This is a genomic window from Paenibacillus sp. Pae15 (assembly GCF_024519685.1).
Taxonomy (GTDB): domain Bacteria; phylum Bacillota; class Bacilli; order Paenibacillales; family NBRC-103111; genus Paenibacillus_G; species Paenibacillus_G naphthalenovorans.
On the sequence record NZ_JALJRM010000015.1, the window covers coordinates 1 to 20,558 of the forward strand.

Sequence of the window (20,558 nt, forward strand, 5' to 3'; positions counted from 1 at the left end):
GTTCGTACTTCCCTGCGATCTCATTCACCGTCTGCTCTTCTCTCAGCACTTCCAGGACGACCTTCGTCTTAAACTCTGCAGTATATCGGTTTCGTTTCTCCATGGCTTCAGTATAACTTATTTATCGCCTCCCTGTGTCTCACCCTATGGGTTCATTGGGGCGTTAAGCTAATTCATCTAATTTTTGGAACAATACGATCTTTAAAGAACATTCCTTTTATGGCTTTCAAGACCTATAATTAATTGATTTATCTAGCCTAAGAAGGGAGATGGAGTATGTTAACTCTGAAACTACATGAACTACCTGGTCGTGATGCTTATGAGATTATGTATGGGAAATACAAAGACGAACATTGGTTGGAAAGTTCCATATTTATCACACATGATTTCTTTATGAGTACTGAACTGGAAGATGTGTTGCTCAAAGTAGTTCCTTTTAACCCTTTTGGGCCGACTGAGATCACCATGTCAGACTGGGATACGATAAAGAAAGACGTTTTCTCCTCTTGTTCTGAATTTACAAAACAATTAGTTTCCGAAATTGATAAATGGACCAAGGAATGTTTTAAGCACGAATCGTGTTTTACTATTTGTGGCCCCTGAACTAACGGAGCGTCGGTCTAGGACTTTATTTTCTTATCCATGGCTGTCACTGTTAGATTTCTGGGGTCAGTTTATCCTATCCTGAAAATACCGATCGATGGAAGAACTAAAAAAGGCAATAAGAAAGTAGCCCTCCAGCCTAATAGTATTGGCTAGGGCAACGGAAACTCTGTTTGAACTGACAGTTGCATTAGCAGGCAACCGTGTTGACAGAAACCGATATGCCTAATGACTCGAGTTTCCTTATGTGCTGAGCATTCACCACCAGTGCTTCAATTCCCTCGAGTTCCAACAGATTGTAGCTTGGCTTCCAGTAAGCGCCTGTGCTCTCCATGGCGACGTGATTGCATCCTTTGGCTTTAATCCAATCAACAAGCAAGATCAGGTCATCGGTCATAGCCTCGAACGTTCGAATTTCTTTGCCTTCCGGCGTGATGGTACAGGCCACGATGTTCTTTTTATGAACGTCAAGACCGCACACATGGTTGTAAACGACGTCCATTCCTAGAACTCTCCTTACGGCGTGCAAGTTTGAAGGGCTGGTGCAACAACCGCCAAATGGTTATTCTATCCTGCGTGCTTCCAACTTGGAGCAACAATCTGTGGTGCACCTGGTCGTTGGGGTCTGTCTAAGACTCGGGCTCGAAGCATCATTGACTGCCGACCTCCCTTCGCCAGTCGTAAGTAAATTATATCGCATGTCCAATATTTTCATCATCTGATGGTGCCGCGTTAGCGGCATGGGCGGCTAAAACTTTATTTTCATCAGACCACTGAAGCTGATTTTGATAATACACTTAGTAAATTAATTACCAAAACTAATACTTTCACCTTAAGAGACTATATTTTTGAGTTAAGAGATTTATGGATGGATAGGACAGGCAAGGTCGGTGGATGAGGTAAAAAATATCGTATATCCACATTGTAATTAAAAGTTAAATACAAAAAAATGCTGTCTTTAACCAGCATGTCGATATAATCGTATTCACAATAAAAGCATTTGGTCATAACATAAATCAATCTTATGCAAATAAATGGGAACCATCTGTGAGGGAAGTTGGGCCTTCATATAAAATTCTCTCTCCAATGTGAAGATTTGATGACATCTGATATCCGCGGAATTGCGTAACCGTGAGAAAAACCAAGCCTCAACCCTTGCCGGAAGCCGGGTTAAGCCTTGGTTTTTGTGTATTCAATGGCTCTTGTGGACGGACTCCTCATTTTTTACCAGCTTTTTAATAGCTTATAAATATTATATAATAGTAAATAAATATATTAATCTATTAATAATAGTGATACACTATAATCAGGTTATAATTGATCCAGAAAAGATGTGTCACTAAGCCGCGCCCTGGCTTGTTGTGGCGCCTAAGCAGGAGTGCTTACATCCTTTCTGCAAAACGTAGGGTATAAGGACGGTTAAAATGAGCAACAGACAAATGAAAACAGACGTTATCTTAATTGGTGCCGGAATCATGAGTGCTACTTTAGGGTCACTGCTGAAAGAATTAGTACCGGATTGGGACATTACAGTGTTTGAAAGGCGTGCAAACGCAGGAGAGGAAAGCTCCAACGAATGGAATAATGCAGGAACGGGGCATGCCGCACTGTGCGAGCTTAACTACACCGTCGAAAAACCGGACGGATCCATAGACATTAGCAAAGCGATAAAGGTTAACGAAGAGTTTCAGGTTTCAAAGCAGTTCTGGTCCTATCTGGTAAACAGCAATCTGATACGCGATCCGCGTGACTTTATCATGCCAGTCCCTCATATGAGTTTTGTACAAGGGGAACATGATGTACATTTTTTGAAAAAACGTTTTGATGCGCTGTCTAGCAATCCGCTGTTTCAAGGGATGGAATATTCCGATGACCCGGGAAAACTGATGGAATGGATTCCGCTTATGATGAAAGACCGGACATTGAATAAACCTATAGCGGCTACAAGAATCGAATCCGGGACGGATGTTAACTTTGGCGCTTTAACGCGCATATTGTTTGCCCACTTAAAAAATAAAAATGTCGATATAAAATTCAACCATCATGTTGATGATATTAAACGTACTGGGGACGGCTCGTGGGAATTGAAAGTGCGGAATGTCGATAGCGGTACCGTCGAACGCCATACGGCAAAATTCGTCTTTATCGGCGGCGGGGGAGGAAGCCTGCATTTGCTGCAAAAATCCGGTATTCCTGAAGGAAAAGGTATCGGAGGATTTCCGGTAAGCGGACTATTTATGGTGTGTCAGAACCCGGATATTGTAGCGCAGCATCATGCAAAAGTATACGGCAAAGCTTCGGTCGGCGCTCCTCCAATGTCCGTTCCGCATCTTGACACAAGATTTATCGACAACAAAGAATCGCTGTTATTTGGACCGTTTGCCGGCTTCTCGCCAAAGTTTTTAAAATTCGGTTCCATGCTTGATTTGGTAACTTCTGTAAAACCGCATAATCTCGTAACGATGATGGCGGCAGGCGTAAAAAACGCTTCATTGACAACATACCTGATCAAGCAGGTGATGTTATCGAAAGAACAGCGCATGGAAGCATTACGGGAATTTATCCCGAACGCCAAAAGCGAGGACTGGGATTTGCTGGTAGCTGGCCAGCGTGTGCAAATTATCAAAGATACGGCTGCCGGCAAAGGAACGCTTCAATTTGGTACGGAAGTGATTAGTGCCGCTGATGGCTCGATAGCTGCATTGCTCGGTGCTTCTCCGGGTGCTTCTACCGCCGTTTCCGTCATGCTTGAGGTCATAAAAAAATGCTTCCCGCAGCATTTAAAAACGTGGGAGCCGAAAATAAAGGAAATGATTCCTTCTTATGGCGTGTCACTATTGAAAAACCCGGAACTTATTCACGAAATTCATACTTCAACAGCACGGACGCTTGGATTAAGCGAAAACTTGCCGTTACAGGCAAGCAACCCGAACCATACCATAAATAACGAAGTTTTGATTTGAGATTCATTTGCCGGTCCGTTATAGCCGTTAAGCTGTCGGGAAATGATGGTAATAAAGCAGCGTCAGTCAAGGACTTTATTTTCCTCCTTGGCCGCCGCTGCTTTTTTTAAGATTTCCTCCGGGTACTGCCTCCTCACGCTCTTCAGAAATTTCTTGCCGCCGCCAAGCTTTGATGGCAAACCGGTAAGGGGCGATGCTCCGGTCCGCCGCATCCAACTGGCTCCGGTCGCCTTTGAAGGTAAACTGCAGCAGCCCCTTTGGAGCATTCGGGTCCTCTTGAAATCGTTGTCCCGCCGCTGCCCGGCTGACTCCGATGTATTCCCGCCGATTTTGCGCAAGGAAAGTCCAATCTAACTCGCCGCCGTCTGCGTATTTCACGGCCGCCTTGTCGATCCGATAGCGGTAATACAGCTGCCTCGTTTCATTCTTTGCCCGAAAGTCGACATAATACGTGCCGCGGCGGGGGTTTCAGTCGACGTTCAGCCGGTTCAGTCCGACGTATCCGAAATCGCTGAGAACCCGGTCGGAAGGGGGAGTATAAGCTTCGAAGAGTTCTATATTTTCCCCGCCGTACGCATCCATATGCCGAGGCATCCAGTCGTAATCGCCGTGTACGGTATACGTGTATAATTCCTCCACATACAGATCCACGTCCGGCATGATGTCCGCCATGATCTCAACCTTATCGATGGTGTAAGATGATGTTTTGCCGCACCGGGAAGCAGCAATAACGAAAGCAGTAGTGAGAAAAGGAGCAGTGTTATCCGGTATGTACTCTTCATCGCCGTCCTCCAAGTTGTGCAGGATGTCATTATCCTGTATTACGTAAAGGAGGCTATTCATGTTTCGGCTAACTGGCATATTTTACATTTGCAGCGCCGGCAGCTTGAGGGAGGGATGATACTTTCGATGGTTCAATATGACATACTTTGTCATATTGATGCTCTATAATGGAGGAATAATCAACGAAAGGAGTACCAGATCATGAAACCTTTAGATGGAAAAGTGGCTTTGGTCGCAGGTGCAACACGCGGCGCCGGCCGAGGAATTGCTATTGAATTAGGAGCGGCTGGAGCGATCGTTTATGTGACCGGACGCACGACACGAACACAACGATCCGAGTACAATCGTCCTGAAACTATTGAAGAAACCGCTGAGCTTGTAAATCATGCGGGTGGTAGAGGGATCGCGGTTCAAGTGGATCATCTCGATCCTGATCAGGTTCAAGCTCTAATTGCACGCATAGAGAGCGAACAGGGGCGACTGGACATCCTGGTTAACGATGTGTGGGGAGTTGAGTATTTGGCACAGTGGAACGTACCCGTATGGGAGCACTCCCTTGAAAGGGGACTTCGCATGCTTCGGCTTGCGATGGATACCCATATCATTACAAGCCACTTTGCATTACCCCTGTTAATCCGAAACAGGAACGGACTGGTCATTGAGGTAACGGACGGCACGGCAGAATACAACGACAAAAACTACCGATTATCCCTGTTCTACGATCTGGCCAAGACGTCTGTCATTCGAATGGCCAAATCTTTAGCCTATGAACTTTTACCATATCAATGCACCGCCATAGCAGTGACTCCGGGTTGGATGCGATCTGAATTGATGCTTGATCACTATGGTGTTACAGAAGAGAACTGGCGTGATGCCGTAGTGAAGGAACCTCATTTCATCATCTCGGAAACGCCGCGTTTTGTAGGGCGTGCCGTTGCCGCATTAGCCGGAGATCCGGAGGTTGCCCGATGGAACGGTCAATCTGTGTCAAGCGGCAAGCTCGCACAAGTGTATGGTTTTTATGATCTTGACGGATCGCAGCCAGACTGCTGGCGGTATCTCGTAGAAGTGGTGGATGCAGGGAAACCGGCGAATGCTACCGGGTACCGCTAATACAGCTGATCAGAAGTTGACGGTTTTGCAGGTGTCCAGGAAGCCATGCATGATCTCAGGACTTGATCTGGTCTCGTGCCCGACCTCTTATTTTGGAAATAATAACTCATTTGGTAAAAAATTCTTCGAAAATGTGATACCATAAAAAGGACTAAAGAAAGGAGTGATTTATTGTGAGCAGATCCATTCCGGAGATTACATTGAATGACGGAGTAAAAATACCCGTTATCGGTTTGGGTACATATTCACTAAAGGGCACCGCTGGTGTCAACGCGATCGTAGGCGCCATAGATATGGGTTATCGGCTCCTGGATTCCGCTTATAATTATGAAAACGAAGGAACCGTAGGGGAAGCCATCAGGCGCAGTTCCGTTCCGAGGGAGCAATTCATCATCACTTCCAAATTGCCGGGTCGCTATCACTCGTATGACAAAGCGGTTACGGCCATTCAAGAATCGTTGTATCGCGCAAATCTTGATTATTATGATTTATATCTGATTCATTGGCCGAATCCCAAACAAGATCATTATGTGGAAGCCTGGCAAGCGTTAATTGACGCTAAAAAATGGGGGCTTGTCCGTTCGATCGGCCTCAGCAATTTTTTACCGGAGCATATTGAACGTTTAATCAAAGAAACCGGCATTAAGCCAAGCGTCAACCAAATCGAGCTGCACCCGTTTTTCAATCAAGCCGATCAACGAAAATGGCACGAAGAAAACAGCATTGTAACCGAATCGTGGAGCCCATTAGCGAGAGCAAATGACATTTTAAAGCATGAAACCGTTCAAAAAATAGCTCATCATCATAACAAATCTGTGTCGCAAGTCATCTTACGTTGGCATTACCAGCTCGGGGCCATCTCCATTCCCAGATCTTCATCCCCTGCGCGGCAGCTTGAAAATATCTCCATATTCGACTTTTCTCTGGATGATAAAGAAATGAGCATAATAGCAGAATTAACCCGCCCCGATGGCCGGATTGCGAATCAAGACCCGGCTGTGTATGAAGAATTTTAAAGGAAAAGGGCGTGACCGGACCAGCCGTGCAATGGCCGGGGCTTCCGGTGCACGTCCCATAAAAATAAGCCGGGGATGAACCGGCTTATTTATTTTTATACTTAATCATTGAGCCCGGTTAAACACGGAAAGATCGGCAGGATGGGTGATAGACATATGGATCTTGGTTTATTTATTATTAATTTAAAGTTACTTGACAAAAGTAAGTTATAAAAATATAATCTGAACATAACGCAAGAAATGAATTAGGACCTGCTGGGCGTCGGCTTGCCGGGCTATCAAGATCGGCTGCCGTTTTTTCTGATCATGATCAAGGAGATGTTTAATGATGGACTCAATAATGAAATCAAGTTCAGTCGAAGAAATCGTGAAAATGAGAAGGTCCGCCAATAACTTCGACAGTAATGTGAAGATACCCAGAAGAGAAATTGAAGAGATGTTTGAATTAGCTAAATTCGCACCATCCGCATTCAACTTGCAGCACGCCCATTATGTGGTAGTGGATGAGCCTGAGCTCAAATTAAAAGTGAAGGAAGCAGCATACGGTCAGCATAAAGTGGGGACCGCTTCAGCCGCTATCATTGTACTAGGGGATTTAGAAGCTTACACTGATGCCGAACGGATCTATGAAGGCATGCTTCATTTGGGGATGATGGATGAGCTTACATACCGACAAACCATTGATTCCATTTATGCAGCCTATCAAAACTTAGAATTTCGTAAAGAAGAAGCCATTCGTAACGCCTCGTTATCCGCAATGCAATTTATGCTTATTGCGAAATCAAAGGGGTGGGACACTTGTCCGATGATTGGCTTTAACTCCGAGCAAGTAAGGGCAGTATTAAACATTCCGGATCGATATCACATCGCTATGATGATAACCATAGGTAAAGAAAAGACGAATCACCCTAGACCTAGAGGCTACCGTAAACCGGTCGGCGAATTTGTGCATTTTAGTGCTTTCTCTTCATAAGCTGCGCGGATCAGGGTAAGCACGGTAACCGATGTAAGGTGGAAGGGTGAGGAGGGGACGACTCGTCATGGAAAAAAAGCAACCGATGCTGCAGACCGCAAGCCGCCTTTTGAAATGTGGAGCGGATCTGACAAAAAGATAGAGTATGCCCCCCTTTTATTACCCATTACGGCAAGGTCGCGTGAAATGGATTCCCGCCAATCGTTTATTCCTTTGCCTCGATTCGGGCAAGCTCCTTACGTACGATTGGCGCGACCCTGGTGCCGAGCAATTCGATGGCTCGCATGACTTCGCGGTGCGGCAACGTACCGACATTCACATGCAGAAAGAAACGGGTAACCCCCAAGTTTTTGCGCAGCAGAATAATCTTTTCCGCCACGTATTCGGGATCGCCCACGTAGAGGGCGCCTCGTAGACTGCGTGCGGCATCAAAGGTTGCCCGGGTGTACGGCTGCCCCCAACCCCGCTCACGCCCGATAACGTTCATTTGGGCTTGTGTGGGAGGGAAGAATACATCGGCAGCCTGCTCGGTGGTTTCTCCGACAAATCCGTGCGAATGAGTCGCAATCGGCAGCTTGTCAGGATCGTGCCCGGCTTTCGCTGCGGCCTTTTTATAGAGGTCGACTAACGGCGCGAAACTCTCAGGCATTCCGCCGATGATGGCGAATACGATCGGAAGACCCAGCATTCCCGCCCGAACCGCAGACTGCGGAGTCCCGCCGCTTGCGATCCACACAGGCAGCGGGTTCTGAACGGACCGGGGGTAGACGCCAAGGTTATGAATAGCGGGACGATGACCGCCGCGCCAGGATACCTTCTCCGAGGAGCGGATCGCAAGCAGCAGCTCCAGCTTTTCTTCGAACAATTCGTCATAATCGTCCAGGCTGTATCCAAAGAGCGGAAAAGATTCAATGAACGACCCCCGGCCAGCCATTATTTCCGCCCGGCCGTTGGAAATGCCGTCAAGGGTGGAGAAAGCTTGATACACGCGAACCGGGTCGTCTGAGGACAGCACGGTAACAGCGCTCGTAAGCTTGATCCGCTTGGTCATGGCGGCCGCTGCCGCCAATACAACGGCGGGCGCGGAGCCGGCGTAATCGGGCCGATGATGCTCTCCGATTCCATAGACATCCAGGCCGACCTGATCGGCCAGTACGATCTCCTCAACCGCATTGCGCAGCCGCTCGGCATGGCTGATGACCTCTCCCGTCACCGGGTCGGGTGTTGTCTCCAAAAAAGTACTGATTCCTATTTCCATATGGATCGCCGAATCGGCCATGTGGATTCGCCTCCTTTATATTACCTATAGTTTACTCATTTATTTATAGCTTCTCAAATGCCAGCTTCACCCGTTATCCATCGGCATACAAATACGACTTTACGTCATGGCCGACAAATGCTTTCCAAATGATAAGGTTATAGGGGTAAGTCCAATCTATCTCATAGCCCCCAAACATCTCATGAAGCCGGTTGCTGTTGAAAATAATAGAGCCCTTTTGGTCAAAAGCGACCCCGTCCACCCATAGCATTCGGTCATCGGACACAAAATCATGGAATCTATGACTGGAAGGTGTATAGATGCCGATTCCCTTTCCTTCCAGCATGGTGTAGAACACATTTCCTTTATTATCCGCGTGCATCCCGTCGGTGGTCGTGCGCTTGCTGCCAATGGCCCGTACGGCACTGCGGATTTCTTTCAACGGCGTGGTAAAGTTTCTTAACAGCGAGGTATCGATTGCATATAGATTGCGCCCCGTGACCGGGCAGTAATACAACGTGGTACGGTCCGCGGATAAGGCGATGCCGTCGGCTCCGATTCGAAGAGGAGTATCCTTGAAGACCGGCTTATAGTCAATTTGAAAATGAAAACCGGGAAAATCCTGAGTGCTGTAAATCAAGGAAGGAAAACCGCTCCTGGAGGCTTTCCCGAGTTGGGAATGGAATCAAGCGGGCAATTTGGAGGAACTCTTCTTTTTTATAATAAAAACATATATTCCCAATTCGAAAGGAATGGACATGAAAACCAAGCTAATAAATTTTGTCATATGATATAAACTTACATTGTTTCATCCTTCACTAACTCCAAAAAATGTTTTAGCGTTAATGGCATATGTTTATCTGCCTTACGACGGCAAAGGTATACGGGGCGTTTAACTTCAATTCCTTGTACCTTTGTCCGCCCGATCTCTTTCCTGTCCAGATGATCCTGCACTGCAAGAGAAGGTGCCAGCATAACCCCGTATCCGGCAATAACAGCACGGATGGATTCATTAAACCCGTGTAATTGTAACCCGATATAGGGCGGTTCCACGCCATGTATTTTAAAAAGAGAAAAAAGAATTTCTCTTGTAGAACTGCCCGTTTCCCTCATAATAAAAGGTTCTTGAACTAAATCGGATAACATCACCTCTTTTCCATCATATTTATGGCCTTTCGGGACAATAAACCAATAATGGATGTCCATGATATGGGAAAGTGCGATATCCGGCTCCGTCCATTTTTCTTTCACCACAAAAGCAACATCCGTTTGGTAATGAAGGAGCTTATCGATCGCCTGTTCGGAATTCCCGCTGTATACATTTACATGCACAAGTGGAAATTGATTCTTGAATTTAGCCAGCCATGCCGGCAATAAAAAATTGGCAGGCAAATAAGTTGAGGATAGGCGAAGTTCTTCTTGCTCCCCCTTTTTGTATTGTTCCAATTTTTTTTCAATATCTGCTTCCATATCAAAAAGCCTCTCGGCCTGTTTAAAAAGGAATTCCCCTGCTTCTGTCAATTCAATTCCTCTACCTTTTGGAACCATTAAAGTTAACCCTGTTTCTTTCTCTAAATTGCGTATTTGCATGGTTACGGCCGGCTGGCTGATTAATAAAGCTTTGGCCGCCTCCGTTACACTCTTTTTAGAAGCTACCGAACAGTATATACGTAAAGCATGGAGGTTCATTTGGTATAACCCTTTCATAATTCTAATTTATGAATCGGCAAAAAATATATATTAGATTTATTAATTACTATTATATAACATATTTTGAAAGAGGGATTAAAAGGGGTCGAAAATAATGGCATTAGCGGGAATTTCTTTGAATTGGGGTTATATAGAATGATTGATGTGAACACCATCAGTTTGGTTGTAATCGGCTTAGGAGCCTCGTTTCTTGGCACACTCGCAGGGGGGGCCGGCTTCATTACTGTGCCAGCCATGATGCTAACCGGTATTCCTATTCAAACCAGTATTGCAACCAATAAATTTTCATCCGGCATTGCAGCGGCATCAAGCGTATTCTACCTTCTGCACCATAAACAAATGAAAGCCATGTCCATAATCTGTATCTTTTTACTGGCCTTTTCAGGCGGCATTGGCGGGGCTTTATTGACAGCTCATCTACAGGAGAAGACCATGAACGTACTTGCGTTCTTTTTACTATGTGCTGCTTTGGCCGTTAATTTAAAAAACAAAAAATGGAATTCTAACCCGGAATCCCAGCAATACTCGATAAATAAAAGAAATATTTATTTTCCTATATTGATTGCCGCTTATGATGGCGGTTTTGGTCCGGGTTCTTCTACTTTCAGTATTCTTTATTTTATGAAAAATAATAGCAGCTATATAAAAGCGGCCCAGTTGACAAGAGTTTTAATCTTCGGAAGCTGTGCCGGAGGATTTATCGTATTTTATCAAACCGGATTTATTCAATGGCCATACGCCATCGCCATGGCGCTTGGATCCACTGTCGGCTCTCAAATGGGTATTATGATTTTACCTAAAATCCGTACCAAAACAGCAAAATATTTGATCAATCTAATGATTTGTTTGCTTATTGCACAGACGTTCATCAAGATCATTTAAAATGTTATTTGAAAAAGCTTGGCGGCAAAACCGAGTCCCTGATTTATCATATTGAGAGGAAAAAGAAATGCTGTCCGCTTTTCTGAGTGAGGCTTTTTAGTCGGAGGCCGCATTCCTTTGCTTAGTTTTTGGGTCTTTTGTGTATTTGGTTTTGGATTATGATAACGGGAGGAATGGCATATGTCCCATTACCGAGAGTTTTACACCAGTCCTGTTATACGATTCATTGCCGTAATGAGTTATTAACTTGCCTGCATTTCGATGGTTATGTGACCATCCTCGCGCTGTTCTTTGGCGCCCTAGTCTATGCCTTTGCGGAGTACGTCGTGCACCGATATTTGCCCAAGCTCGTACCTGCATTATACTGGAGGCATGTCGAACATCATAAACACCCCCAAGAACTAAAGTACTTATTTAGTCCGGTCTACCATGATGTTCTAATCTACAGCGCCTACATTCCTTTGGTATGGTTTTAATCCATTGATTTATGGATATAAAAAATTATCCGTGACTTTTGGAAAGTGACAGACAAATTGAGACCGAGAAAAGTCGCAGCGGGAAAGCCTTGATTTCCGTTTTTCCCGCTGCGGACTGACCCATGCTTCATGGCTATAAAAACGTAAATCTGGTCATACTTATTTCAGGAGGTGAGATAAATATGGCTAAAGACGTGCTATGCGAAGTCAATTCCTGTAAGTATTGGGCCAATGGCAACAAGTGCAATGCCTCTGCTATTTACGTGGTAAGCCACAGAGGAAAACAAGCGTCCAATTCGGAAGAAACGGATTGCAAAACATTTGAACCGAAGATTTAATGATTGAAGGGGGCAGAGGCAACTGCCTCCTTTTTAAAAGGATAACCAAAAATGATAATCATTATCACTATCCTCCGAAGATGACGTCCGCGCCAGAAGTTTCCCTTTCCCCGAGCATTGTTTTTCATCCATTTTCCAGAAAGAAATTTCCCCGAAACGCCAAGATATGTTCATTTTCATCCCATGAGAGATATGCTATATTACAAAGTTGATCCCGATTCATGTTAACGCTTATCGCGAAGAGGAGGATACCCTGCATGCTTCGGCGGATAAAGTCGCCCCTGACCTCAATTCGGGGAAAGATCATACTTTCCTTTATCCTGCTCATCTTGATTCCCATCACCATTATCATATATAACGTATACGTTTCCAGCCAAGAGGTCGTGCGCCGCGAAGTCAATCAGAGCCGTCAGGAAGCGGTGCGCCATACGGCAAGCAGCATCGACGGGACAGCCGAGCGGATGCTCAACGCCTCTCATTTGATCGTCAATGATCCCGAGGTGGCGGCTTATTTGCAGACGAGCCACCGTCAGGGCTGGATGACCGATTATCCGTCTTTCCAGCAATTTACGTCGGTTCACAAAAAGCTGATGAATATTCGCGACATTCTGCTGGACAGTAATGCCGTGGTCGCTTTGCTGGACTTTGGCGGACATGTTTTGTCTACGGCGGCCGGCTTCGAGGAGCCGGCGTTGTACGAACAGCTCCGAAAGGAAGCCTGGGTTCAGGAGACTCTTCGATTGGAAGGCTGGCCTTATTGGCAGCTTGCGTATCAAGGAACGCTGCTTCCTCCGCCGCAGGCTGGGGCAGAGAACTCGCTGTTCGTCATGTCCCGGTTGATTAAAGACAGCTCGAACGGCAAAGCGGCGGGTCTGTTGTTGATTGGGCTGCCATCCCCGATGGAGACGAGCGCCCTTCCGGCGAAAACGACCGGGACAGACCGGGTGACGCTGCTGATCAAGAAGGATGGGCAGCTGCTCGATCAGCGGGGGCCTGTGCTGCCGCAGGAGGTCGTGAATCTGGCCCTTCGGGCGAATGCGCTTTCCCCGCAGGAAGAGTATCGGAGCGTTCAAGCCGATGGACAGCGTTTTGCGCTGAATGGGGCGTTCATGCCTCATTTGGGGTGGACCGTGGTGCAGTTGGCCCCTGAGGAGGAGCTGCAATCGAGCCTGGGTCAGATCAAAAATCAATCACTGCTTTGGCTGCTTATCTGGTTCTTGATTTTCACGTGTGCATTTACATTTGTGATGCTGCAATTTGCCAAGCGGATCGGAAGGCTGCTGCATTCGATGGACCGGGTTGGACAAGGGGACTTCTCCTCCCGGGTGTCTGTTCGCGGGTCGGACGAGGTATCTCAGCTCGGCCTGCGCTTCAATGAGATGGTCGGACGGCTCGAAGAGCTGATCCTGAGGCTTTCCGAAGAGCAGCGGCGCAAGGAAGAAGCGAGATTTCAAGCGCTTCAGGCGCAGATCAACCCTCATTTCCTGTTCAATACGCTGAATTCCATCAAGTGGTCAGCGATGCTTTCCGGGGCGCAGCACGTCAGCCAGATGATCACAAAGCTCGGCAAACTGCTTGAAATCTCGATGAGAGCAGGCCGTGAGCGAACGACGCTGCAGGAAGAGCTGAGCCATTTGGAGATGTATATGGATTTGCAAAAGCTGCGCTTCCACGATAATATCCGCGTTCACGTCGAGGTGCCGGAGCGGCTCATGTCTTGCGAAATTCTGCAATTTACCCTGCAGCCGATTGTGGAGAACAGTATCATTCACGGTAATCGCAGCCCGCTGGAGGTTTCCATTACCGCGCATGAGGAAGGGGACAAGCTGGTGCTGACAATTTACGATAACGGACAAGGGATGGAGCCTGACCAGCTTGAACGCGTATTCACCGACGGAGCGCCGTCCCATGCCAAATCGACCGGCATCGGCATCCGGAATGTGAACGAGCGGATTGCGATGCATTTTGGACCCGGATATGGGCTCCGCTTAAGCAGTGTACCCGGTGAAGGAACAACCGTAACGGTGACTCTTCCGCTTGCAAAGGAGGCGACGCAGCATGATTAACGTATTGATTGCAGACGACGAAATTTTGGTCCGGATCGGATTGAAAACCATCATTCCCTGGGAAGAGAACGGGTTTCGGCTCGTCGGGGAAGCCTCGGACGGGAATGAAGCATTGGCCGTAATGGAGCGGACCCCTTGCGATATCGTGCTGACGGACATTCGGATGCCCGGTTGTGACGGGCTGGAGCTGATCGAACGGATCAAGGAAAAGTATCCCGCGGCCAAGTGCTTAATTCTTTCCAGCCATAACGATTTTGAATACGTCCAGAAGGCACTGCGGCTGGGCGCTGTCGATTATATCCTGAAGCTGGCCATGGAGCCCGAGGAGCTCTTGGCCAAGCTGATCCGGCTGAAGGAAGAGATTGAGGCGCAGCGGGTGTCGGCCTCGGCGGCGACGCGGCTGGAGATGCAGGCACACTTGTACGGCAAGGAAGTGAAGGAAAAACGGATGAGGGATCTGCTGACCAAACAGTGCACGCCGGGAGAAATCCGGGCGACCTTCGAGGAATTCCACATTCCGCCGTTCACCCCCCCTTACCGTATTGTTAACCTTCAGCTGGACGCGTATGAAGAGGTGCTGGAGGAAAATAATTTCCAGTCCGAGAAGCTGCTGTCTTATACCGTGGCCAACATTTTGACCGAAATTTTGCGCAAATACGATGAAGGCGAGCTGGTGGAAATCGAGGGAGGCCGGTTTGCGGTCATCACCGATTATATGGAAGCCGACATGCTGCTGGAAATGCAGGAGGCGGTTCGTACGTTTCTGAAGCTTTCGGTAAGTGTGGGCTACTCTGATTCGCTGATGTCGACCGATGAGCTGCACACCGGTTACCTCCAAGCCAAAACAGCCCTGGAGCACCGGTTTTACCGGGGGATGGGCGGTATCATTGCCTTCGATTCGCTGCACTATGCGAGTCCCTTGGAGACACATGTTCCATGGACGCAGGCGCAATGGATTCAGCTGATTGAAAAGCAGGACGAAGCCGGCGTACTTGCGCTGCTGGACCGCTGGACGGACAGCCTGCGCGAAGGGCCTTTCCGGAGTCCGGATATGCTGCGCGAGGAATGGGTGGAGCTCGTCCATATTTTCGGTCACGGATTGCGTCCGTTAAAAGGCGATTTGTACGCCGTGCCTCCGTACCGGAACCGGTACCCGCTGCACGCCGTTCGCCAGATTGAAACGCTGGAGGAGCTGTACACGTGGTTTTGCGGATGGATAGGCGGTTATTTTCAATATTACAAGACACTGGCTACGCAGCAGTGGAGACCGGAGATTGCGACCGTCGTCCGGCGAATTCGCGAGCATTACAACGAACCGCTGAAGGTATCGGAGCTGGCTAAGGAAATCGGGTTTACGGAAAACTATTTAAGCGTGCTGTTTAAACGGGAAACCGGGGAAACCATCATGGACTTCATAACCCGGATCCGGATGGATAAAGCGAGGGAGCTGCTGAAGAACCAGCACTACAAAGTATATGAAATTGCGGAGAAGGTCGGGTATACCGATACGAACTATTTCAGCAAGCTGTTTAAAAAAGTGGAAGGCATTCATCCGCTGGAATACCGCAAGACGGTGCTGGGCCGCAAATAAGCAGCAACCAAGAATGAGACGGTTTTTAGCAGGAATCACCCCTTCTGCCGCAGGTCCATCTTTGTTAAGCTGAGGTCGAAAGCTAAAGCATACACCATGGAGGGGTAATCAAGCTATGAAAAAATGGGTTATGGGTACGGCTGCCGTTGTCATGTCCGCGTCCTTAATTGTTAGCGGTTGCGCAAGCCAACCCGATACGCAAGCAAACAGCGGCGCAGACAGCGAGAAGAAAGCAGTGAAACTGCGCATGTGGGGCGCCGTTCCGGAAGAGAACGGTCCGAAAGCCGTTATTGACAAGTGGAACCAAAGCCATCCGGATATTCAAATGGAATATGTTCGTTACGTCAATGACGATTCCGGCAATACGAAGCTGGATACGGCGTTGATGACGCAATCCGACGCACCGGACATTTTCATCAGCTACGGGGAGGCCAACCTGAACCGCCGTCTGAATGCGGGCATGACAGCTCCGCTTGACGAGCTGATCCAAAAAGAAGGCTTCAATGTCGAAGAGATCATCGGCATGGAGAACATCCAGAAATTTAAGGATCAAATCCACTATTTGCCGGCTAACAAAATTATCGACATGATCGTTATCAATAAGAAGGCTCTGGATGAAGCCGGTGTCAAGGTCCCTGTCGAGTGGACCTGGGACGAGTACGTAGCGCTGGCTCAAAAGCTGACTAAGGACGGAATGAAGGGCAGCTTCATCACGCCGGGCTCCGACCTGTTTATCAGCAAATTTGCGCTTGCGACGGTACAGCCGAAGGATGCTTTCTATACGGCGGACGGTATGTCCAACTTCAACCATCCGGCAGTGAAAAAAGGCTTGGAGCTGCAGAAACTGTTGTATGACCAGGGAGCCATGGTATCTTGGGCGGAAGGCGTAGCGAACAAGCTCGATCCGGCAAATGAGCTTCTGACGGGCAAAGCCGCAATGGTTTACGGCGGCACGTACATGCTCCGCACGATCAAGGACACGGCCAAATATCCGCGCGACTTCGCGGTAGCCTTCGCGCCTACTCCGCAGTTTGAGAAGGGAACGAATGTCAACAACGGCGGTGTGAACGATTTTATGTCCATCAACAAGAACAGCGCCAACAAGGAGGCAGCGTTCAAGTTCATGGCCTGGTACCTGCAGGAAGGCAATATGGATATGGTTGCCGGCGGACGCATTCCGACCAACAAGAAAGCGGATTTTAACAAAATCACTGAGCTGATTATCGGACAGGATGAGAAAATTATTGATAAAGAATCGTTGACGGCACTGATCAAGGGCGACCTGACCTTTGCTACGCGGTTCAACTCGGTTGCATTCCCGCAGCTGAACACGATTCTCCGCGAGGAATCCGAAAAGTACTTCATGAATGTGCAGGACATTAACAAAACGATGGAAGCCCTGAAAACCCGCGCCGACAAGGCCATTCAATCGGAGAAAAAATAAGGCTGCGCCCCGTGGGCGCGCCGATGAACGCCTCTATCTTAGGATAGGGGCGTTTTTTGTCATGATGTGAACCAAGAATCACCCTTAAAGTGCAAAGCTTTCGCCATTCTGTCCGGCGGCGGGGTCACTTACAATGAGAGCATCAAGAAAAGAGGGTGACTTCATGTGAAAAGTAGATTTAACCAACAAAAACTCAAGGAGAATTTGGCGGGCTATCTGTTCATCTTGCCCAATTTTCTAGGGGTCTTTTTATTTGTCGTGTTTCCGCTTTTGTTCAGTCTGGTCATGGTCTTTATTGATTGGGATTACATGATGGGCTTCTCGGGGATCGAATGGGTCGGCTTGGCTCACTTCAAAAAGCTGATGACCGACGAGTATTTCCTGCAGTCCCTGAAAAATAACTTCATCTTTACTGCGGTGACGGTACCTTCGGCGATGGCCATCGGTCTTGTGATTGCGGTCATTCTGAACAAATTCGTCTATTTGAAAAATTTCCTCCGCGTTTTGTTCTTCCTTCCTTATGTCAGCAGTATCGTAGCGATCTCGATCGTCTGGAGCGTGATGTACAATCCGACGAACGGGCCGATTAACGGAACGCTTCGTTCGCTAGGCATCGAGAACTTGCCCGGCTGGCTCGCCAGTCCCGATTGGGCGCTGCCGGCGATCATCATCATGGTCGTATGGACGTACACGGGCTATACGATGGTGCTCTACATGGCCGGCCTTCAAGGAGTGCCCAAGGATTTGTACGAAGCGGCTTCGATCGACGGGGCTACGGGCATGAAAAGCTTCTTCAAAATCACGGTTCCGATGCTGAAGCCTACGAGCTTCCTGATCGCCGTGACGCTGATTATCTCTACCTTCCAGGTATTCGCCGCCGTGGCCGTGATGACCAAGGGGGGGCCGCTGAATTCGACGATGGTGCTCGCCTATTATATTTACATCCAGGCCTTCCAGTATTACGAAATGGGCTACGCCGCCGCCATGTCCTGGGTCTTGTTCCTGATTATCTTCGTGATCACCATATTGCAATGGCGGGAACAGAAAAAATGGCAAGATCAGTTCTAACCACTTCCATTAACCGGTAAAGGAGCGCACATCCCATGAATACGACATTAAAAATGAGAGAGGTCGGCCTGAAGCTGGTCATGACGGTGATCTTCACGGCGCTGGCCGTGATCATGATCACGCCTTTTCTGTGGATGATCTCATCTTCCTTCAAGCTGCCGGCCGATATGTTTAAGTACCCGATCGATTGGATTCCGGAACGATTCGTGCTCGACAACTATAAGGAGGTTTGGTTCGGCAAATACCCGTTCCTGCTCTACTATTGGAACTCCATCAAAATTACCGCGCTCACGGTAGGGGGATGCCTTATTACAAGCGCGCTCGCCGGGTTTGCCTTCGCCAAGCTGAGATTTAAAGGACGTGATTTGTTGTTCGTCCTTTACCTGGCTACGATGATTATTCCCAGCCAGATTTTGTTGGTGCCGCGGTTTATCCTGTTCGATAAGCTGGGCATGCTCAATACGCACATGTCGCTGATTCTGCCGGGCATGTTCACGGTACTGGGCACATTCATCATGCGCCAATTTTTCAGCACGCTGCCCAATGAATTGCTGGAGGCTGCGAAGGTGGACGGCGCCGGCTACTGGCGTATGTTCTGGCAAATTTCGCTGCCGCTGACCAAACCCGCTCTGGTGACCCTGCTGATCCTTACGTTCACTTGGCACTGGAACGAGTACGAGAATCCGCTTATTTTTCTTAGGGACAACCACCTGTACACGATCCCGCTCGCGCTCACGAACTACGTGGACGAGAACAGTACGAACTATACCTTAATTATGGCTGCCTCTGTTTCCGCGCTGTTGCCGCTGATCGCCATTGTGTCGATTTTTCAGAAATGGTTTATCGAAGGGATCGCCAGCACGGGAATTAAAGGATAAGGCATACGAAAAGGAGCTGTTTTTCAATGCAAACGATCGAAACGGATATTGTCGTCGTCGGCGGAGGGCCGGCAGGAATCAACGCGGCCATTGCAGCCGGACGCAGCGGAGTGCGGACGATGATCATCGAGAGATACGGATTTTTGGGAGGGATGTCGACGATCGCGCTCGTGTATCCCTGGATGACCTATCATACAATGGACGGAAAGCAGGTCATCGCCGGGATCGCCCAGGAAATCGTCGACCGGTTGATGGCACTGAACGCCTCTCCGGGGCACGTTCGGGATACGTGCGGGTTCGTCAGCACGATTACCCCGTATGATCCGGAAATCTATAAGGTGCTTGTACTGGATATGCTTCGCGAGGCCGGCGTGAAGGTGCTGCTTCACAGCTTTGTGGACGACGTGACGGTGAAGAATGATCGGATCGAATCGGTTCGGCTGACCACAAAGTCCGGCAAGATCGATGTGAAAGCGAAAATGTTCATTGACACGAGCGGGGACGCGGATGTCGCTTATCTGGCCGGCGCGCCGATTCTGAAAGGCCGGGATGAAGATCAGCTCACCCAGCCGATGACGATGAAGTTCCGTATGCGCGGCGTCGATTTGGCCAAGGTAAAGCAATACATGATTGAGCATCCGGAGGAGTTTTACAAGAAAACGCCGATCGATGAGCTGGATCAGCTGCCGCTGACGGCAGTTCAAGGCTTCTACAAGCACTGGAAGGAAGCGGCGCTGCCGATCAACCGGGATCAGGTTCTCTTCTTTACCGGCCCGGGCGAAGACGAGGTGCTGGTCAATACGACGCGTGTGCAGGGGCTGGACGGAACCCGCGTGGAGGATTTGACGGAAGCGGAGGAGCTCGGCCGCAAGCAAGTGCTGATGGTAGCCGATTTTATGGTAAAGCATCTTCCGGGGTTTGAGAAAGCATCGATCTCGCAGGTCGGCGCGCAGATCGGGATTCGCGAGACGCGGCGTCTGGACGGCGTGTACAGCCTGCAAATCTCGGATGTGACGGAAGGCCGCCGGTTCGAGGACTGCATTGCCCGCAGCGGCTATCCGATCGATATCCACGATCCGAAGAACAAAGGCGTCACCGCGGCCTGGATCGCTGGCGACGGCGCTTATGATATTCCTTACCGCTGTCTGCTGGCCAAAGGGGTTTCGAATTTGCTTGCGGGAGGCCGCTGCATCTCCACTTCGCACGAAGCGCTGGCGACGACGCGTCTTTCCCCAAGCTGCATGGCCACGGGGCAGGCGGCCGGAACCGCAGCCGGTATGGCGGTGAAGCGGGGCGTCAGTCCGCATGAATTGAATGTGAAGGATCTGCAGCAGCAGCTTCGCCAGGACGGAGTCCTGTTAGACTAAAGAAGAACATAGAGGAGACAGCGAGAAAC

The 20,558-nt window shown here is 48.6% G+C and carries 18 protein-coding genes and 2 pseudogenes; 13 read left to right on the forward strand and 7 right to left on the reverse strand.

Features of this window, described 5'->3' with window-relative positions:
• Nucleotides 1–103, reverse strand: a 103-nt coding sequence (locus tag NR121_RS13800) for a transposase (RefSeq protein WP_256831372.1), incomplete at its 3' end; no start/stop codon positions are given.
• A 173-nt stretch (nt 104–276) separates the two neighbouring features.
• Here NR121_RS13800 and NR121_RS13805 point away from each other — a divergent pair.
• Complete coding sequence (locus tag NR121_RS13805) at nt 277–603, forward strand: hypothetical protein (RefSeq protein WP_054820362.1); 327 nt, start codon at nt 277–279, stop codon at nt 601–603.
• Between the two features lie 235 nt (nt 604–838).
• Here the strand turns inward: NR121_RS13805 and NR121_RS13810 are convergent.
• Nucleotides 839–1,105, reverse strand: a pseudogene (locus NR121_RS13810) (IS110 family transposase); the annotation flags it as partial.
• A gap of 922 nt (nt 1,106–2,027) precedes the next feature.
• Between NR121_RS13810 and NR121_RS13815 the strand changes: the two are divergent.
• Nucleotides 2,028–3,566 (forward strand): malate:quinone oxidoreductase, encoded by a 1,539-nt coding sequence (locus tag NR121_RS13815; protein WP_074729469.1) that lies wholly within the window; start codon nt 2,028–2,030, stop codon nt 3,564–3,566.
• Between the two features lie 75 nt (nt 3,567–3,641).
• Here NR121_RS13815 and NR121_RS13820 read toward each other — a convergent pair whose 3' ends face one another.
• Nucleotides 3,642–3,944, reverse strand: a complete 303-nt coding sequence (locus NR121_RS13820) for a hypothetical protein (protein WP_054818610.1) — start codon at nt 3,942–3,944, stop codon at nt 3,642–3,644.
• Between the two features lie 90 nt (nt 3,945–4,034).
• Nucleotides 4,035–4,238: a hypothetical protein gene (locus NR121_RS13825; protein WP_256831338.1), complete on the reverse strand. Its 204-nt coding sequence runs from the start codon at nt 4,236–4,238 to the stop codon at nt 4,035–4,037.
• A gap of 312 nt (nt 4,239–4,550) precedes the next feature.
• Between NR121_RS13825 and NR121_RS13830 the strand changes: the two genes are divergently transcribed.
• The 3 genes from NR121_RS13830 (at nt 4,551) to NR121_RS13840 (ending at nt 7,451) form a co-directional block, all read left to right on the forward strand.
• The gene (locus tag NR121_RS13830; RefSeq protein WP_256831339.1) at nt 4,551–5,462 is read left to right on the forward strand and encodes an SDR family oxidoreductase; all 912 of its coding nucleotides are present in this window, start codon (nt 4,551–4,553) and stop codon (nt 5,460–5,462) included.
• Between the two features lie 173 nt (nt 5,463–5,635).
• Complete coding sequence (locus tag NR121_RS13835; protein ID WP_062410430.1) at nt 5,636–6,478, forward strand: aldo/keto reductase; 843 nt, start codon at nt 5,636–5,638, stop codon at nt 6,476–6,478.
• Nucleotides 6,479–6,803: 325 nt separating this feature from the next.
• Entirely contained in the window at nt 6,804–7,451 is a 648-nt protein-coding gene (locus NR121_RS13840) for a nitroreductase family protein (protein WP_082660918.1), read from the forward strand.
• 205 nt (nt 7,452–7,656) lie between these two features.
• On the opposite strand, the gene NR121_RS13845 is transcribed toward NR121_RS13840, so the two are convergent.
• From NR121_RS13845 to NR121_RS13855, 3 genes and pseudogenes are all read right to left on the reverse strand, one after another.
• Nucleotides 7,657–8,709 carry an LLM class flavin-dependent oxidoreductase gene (locus tag NR121_RS13845; RefSeq protein WP_062411117.1) on the reverse strand — a complete coding sequence of 351 codons (1,053 nt, stop codon included), beginning with the start codon at nt 8,707–8,709 and terminating at the stop codon, nt 7,657–7,659.
• Nucleotides 8,710–8,803: 94 nt separating this feature from the next.
• Nucleotides 8,804–9,343: pseudogene (locus tag NR121_RS13850) on the reverse strand (L-dopachrome tautomerase-related protein); the annotation flags it as partial.
• Nucleotides 9,344–9,507: 164 nt separating this feature from the next.
• Nucleotides 9,508–10,398, reverse strand: coding sequence for a LysR family transcriptional regulator (locus NR121_RS13855; protein ID WP_074729465.1), 891 nt, complete (start codon nt 10,396–10,398; stop codon nt 9,508–9,510).
• Nucleotides 10,399–10,554: 156 nt separating this feature from the next.
• Between NR121_RS13855 and NR121_RS13860 the strand changes: the two genes are divergently transcribed.
• From NR121_RS13860 to NR121_RS13895, 8 genes are all read left to right on the forward strand, one after another.
• Nucleotides 10,555–11,301, forward strand: coding sequence for a sulfite exporter TauE/SafE family protein (locus tag NR121_RS13860; protein WP_074729464.1), 747 nt, complete (start codon nt 10,555–10,557; stop codon nt 11,299–11,301).
• A gap of 658 nt (nt 11,302–11,959) precedes the next feature.
• A complete protein-coding gene (locus NR121_RS13865) occupies nt 11,960–12,115 on the forward strand; it encodes a DUF1540 domain-containing protein (protein WP_074729463.1) in 156 nt (51 codons plus the stop codon).
• A gap of 257 nt (nt 12,116–12,372) precedes the next feature.
• A complete protein-coding gene (locus NR121_RS13870) occupies nt 12,373–14,181 on the forward strand; it encodes a sensor histidine kinase (protein WP_074729462.1) in 1,809 nt (602 codons plus the stop codon).
• Nucleotides 14,174–15,772: a response regulator transcription factor gene (locus NR121_RS13875; RefSeq protein ID WP_054818615.1), complete on the forward strand. Its 1,599-nt coding sequence runs from the start codon at nt 14,174–14,176 to the stop codon at nt 15,770–15,772. The genes NR121_RS13870 and NR121_RS13875 overlap by 8 nt, the downstream gene beginning before the upstream one ends.
• Nucleotides 15,773–15,887: 115 nt before the next feature.
• A complete protein-coding gene (locus tag NR121_RS13880; RefSeq protein ID WP_062410436.1) occupies nt 15,888–17,216 on the forward strand; it encodes an ABC transporter substrate-binding protein in 1,329 nt (442 codons plus the stop codon).
• A gap of 165 nt (nt 17,217–17,381) precedes the next feature.
• Complete coding sequence (locus tag NR121_RS13885) at nt 17,382–18,284, forward strand: carbohydrate ABC transporter permease (RefSeq protein WP_054818617.1); 903 nt, start codon at nt 17,382–17,384, stop codon at nt 18,282–18,284.
• Nucleotides 18,285–18,319: 35 nt separating this feature from the next.
• Nucleotides 18,320–19,162 (forward strand): carbohydrate ABC transporter permease, encoded by an 843-nt coding sequence (locus NR121_RS13890; protein ID WP_082660920.1) that lies wholly within the window; start codon nt 18,320–18,322, stop codon nt 19,160–19,162.
• Between the two features lie 26 nt (nt 19,163–19,188).
• Nucleotides 19,189–20,529: an FAD-dependent oxidoreductase gene (locus NR121_RS13895; protein WP_054818618.1), complete on the forward strand. Its 1,341-nt coding sequence runs from the start codon at nt 19,189–19,191 to the stop codon at nt 20,527–20,529.
• Nucleotides 20,530–20,558 lie beyond the last annotated feature (29 nt).

Bases quoted from the DNA above. Each gene is read 5' to 3' on its own strand.
- NR121_RS13875 (WP_054818615.1), top strand. From the start codon at position 14,174: ATGATTAACGTATTGATTGCAGACGACGAAATTTTGGTCCGGATCGGA.
- NR121_RS13845 (WP_062411117.1), bottom strand. From the start codon at position 8,709: ATGGAAATAGGAATCAGTACTTTTTTGGAGACAACACCCGACCCGGTG.
- NR121_RS13830 (WP_256831339.1), top strand. From the start codon at position 4,551: ATGAAACCTTTAGATGGAAAAGTGGCTTTGGTCGCAGGTGCAACACGC.
- NR121_RS13890 (WP_082660920.1), top strand. From the start codon at position 18,320: ATGAATACGACATTAAAAATGAGAGAGGTCGGCCTGAAGCTGGTCATG.
- NR121_RS13805 (WP_054820362.1), top strand. From the start codon at position 277: ATGTTAACTCTGAAACTACATGAACTACCTGGTCGTGATGCTTATGAG.
- NR121_RS13855 (WP_074729465.1), bottom strand. From the start codon at position 10,398: ATGAACCTCCATGCTTTACGTATATACTGTTCGGTAGCTTCTAAAAAG.
- NR121_RS13870 (WP_074729462.1), top strand. From the start codon at position 12,373: ATGCTTCGGCGGATAAAGTCGCCCCTGACCTCAATTCGGGGAAAGATC.
- NR121_RS13840 (WP_082660918.1), top strand. From the start codon at position 6,804: ATGATGGACTCAATAATGAAATCAAGTTCAGTCGAAGAAATCGTGAAA.
- NR121_RS13825 (WP_256831338.1), bottom strand. From the start codon at position 4,238: ATGGCGGACATCATGCCGGACGTGGATCTGTATGTGGAGGAATTATAC.
- NR121_RS13865 (WP_074729463.1), top strand. From the start codon at position 11,960: ATGGCTAAAGACGTGCTATGCGAAGTCAATTCCTGTAAGTATTGGGCC.
- NR121_RS13860 (WP_074729464.1), top strand. From the start codon at position 10,555: ATGATTGATGTGAACACCATCAGTTTGGTTGTAATCGGCTTAGGAGCC.
- NR121_RS13815 (WP_074729469.1), top strand. From the start codon at position 2,028: ATGAGCAACAGACAAATGAAAACAGACGTTATCTTAATTGGTGCCGGA.
- NR121_RS13895 (WP_054818618.1), top strand. From the start codon at position 19,189: ATGCAAACGATCGAAACGGATATTGTCGTCGTCGGCGGAGGGCCGGCA.
- NR121_RS13880 (WP_062410436.1), top strand. From the start codon at position 15,888: ATGAAAAAATGGGTTATGGGTACGGCTGCCGTTGTCATGTCCGCGTCC.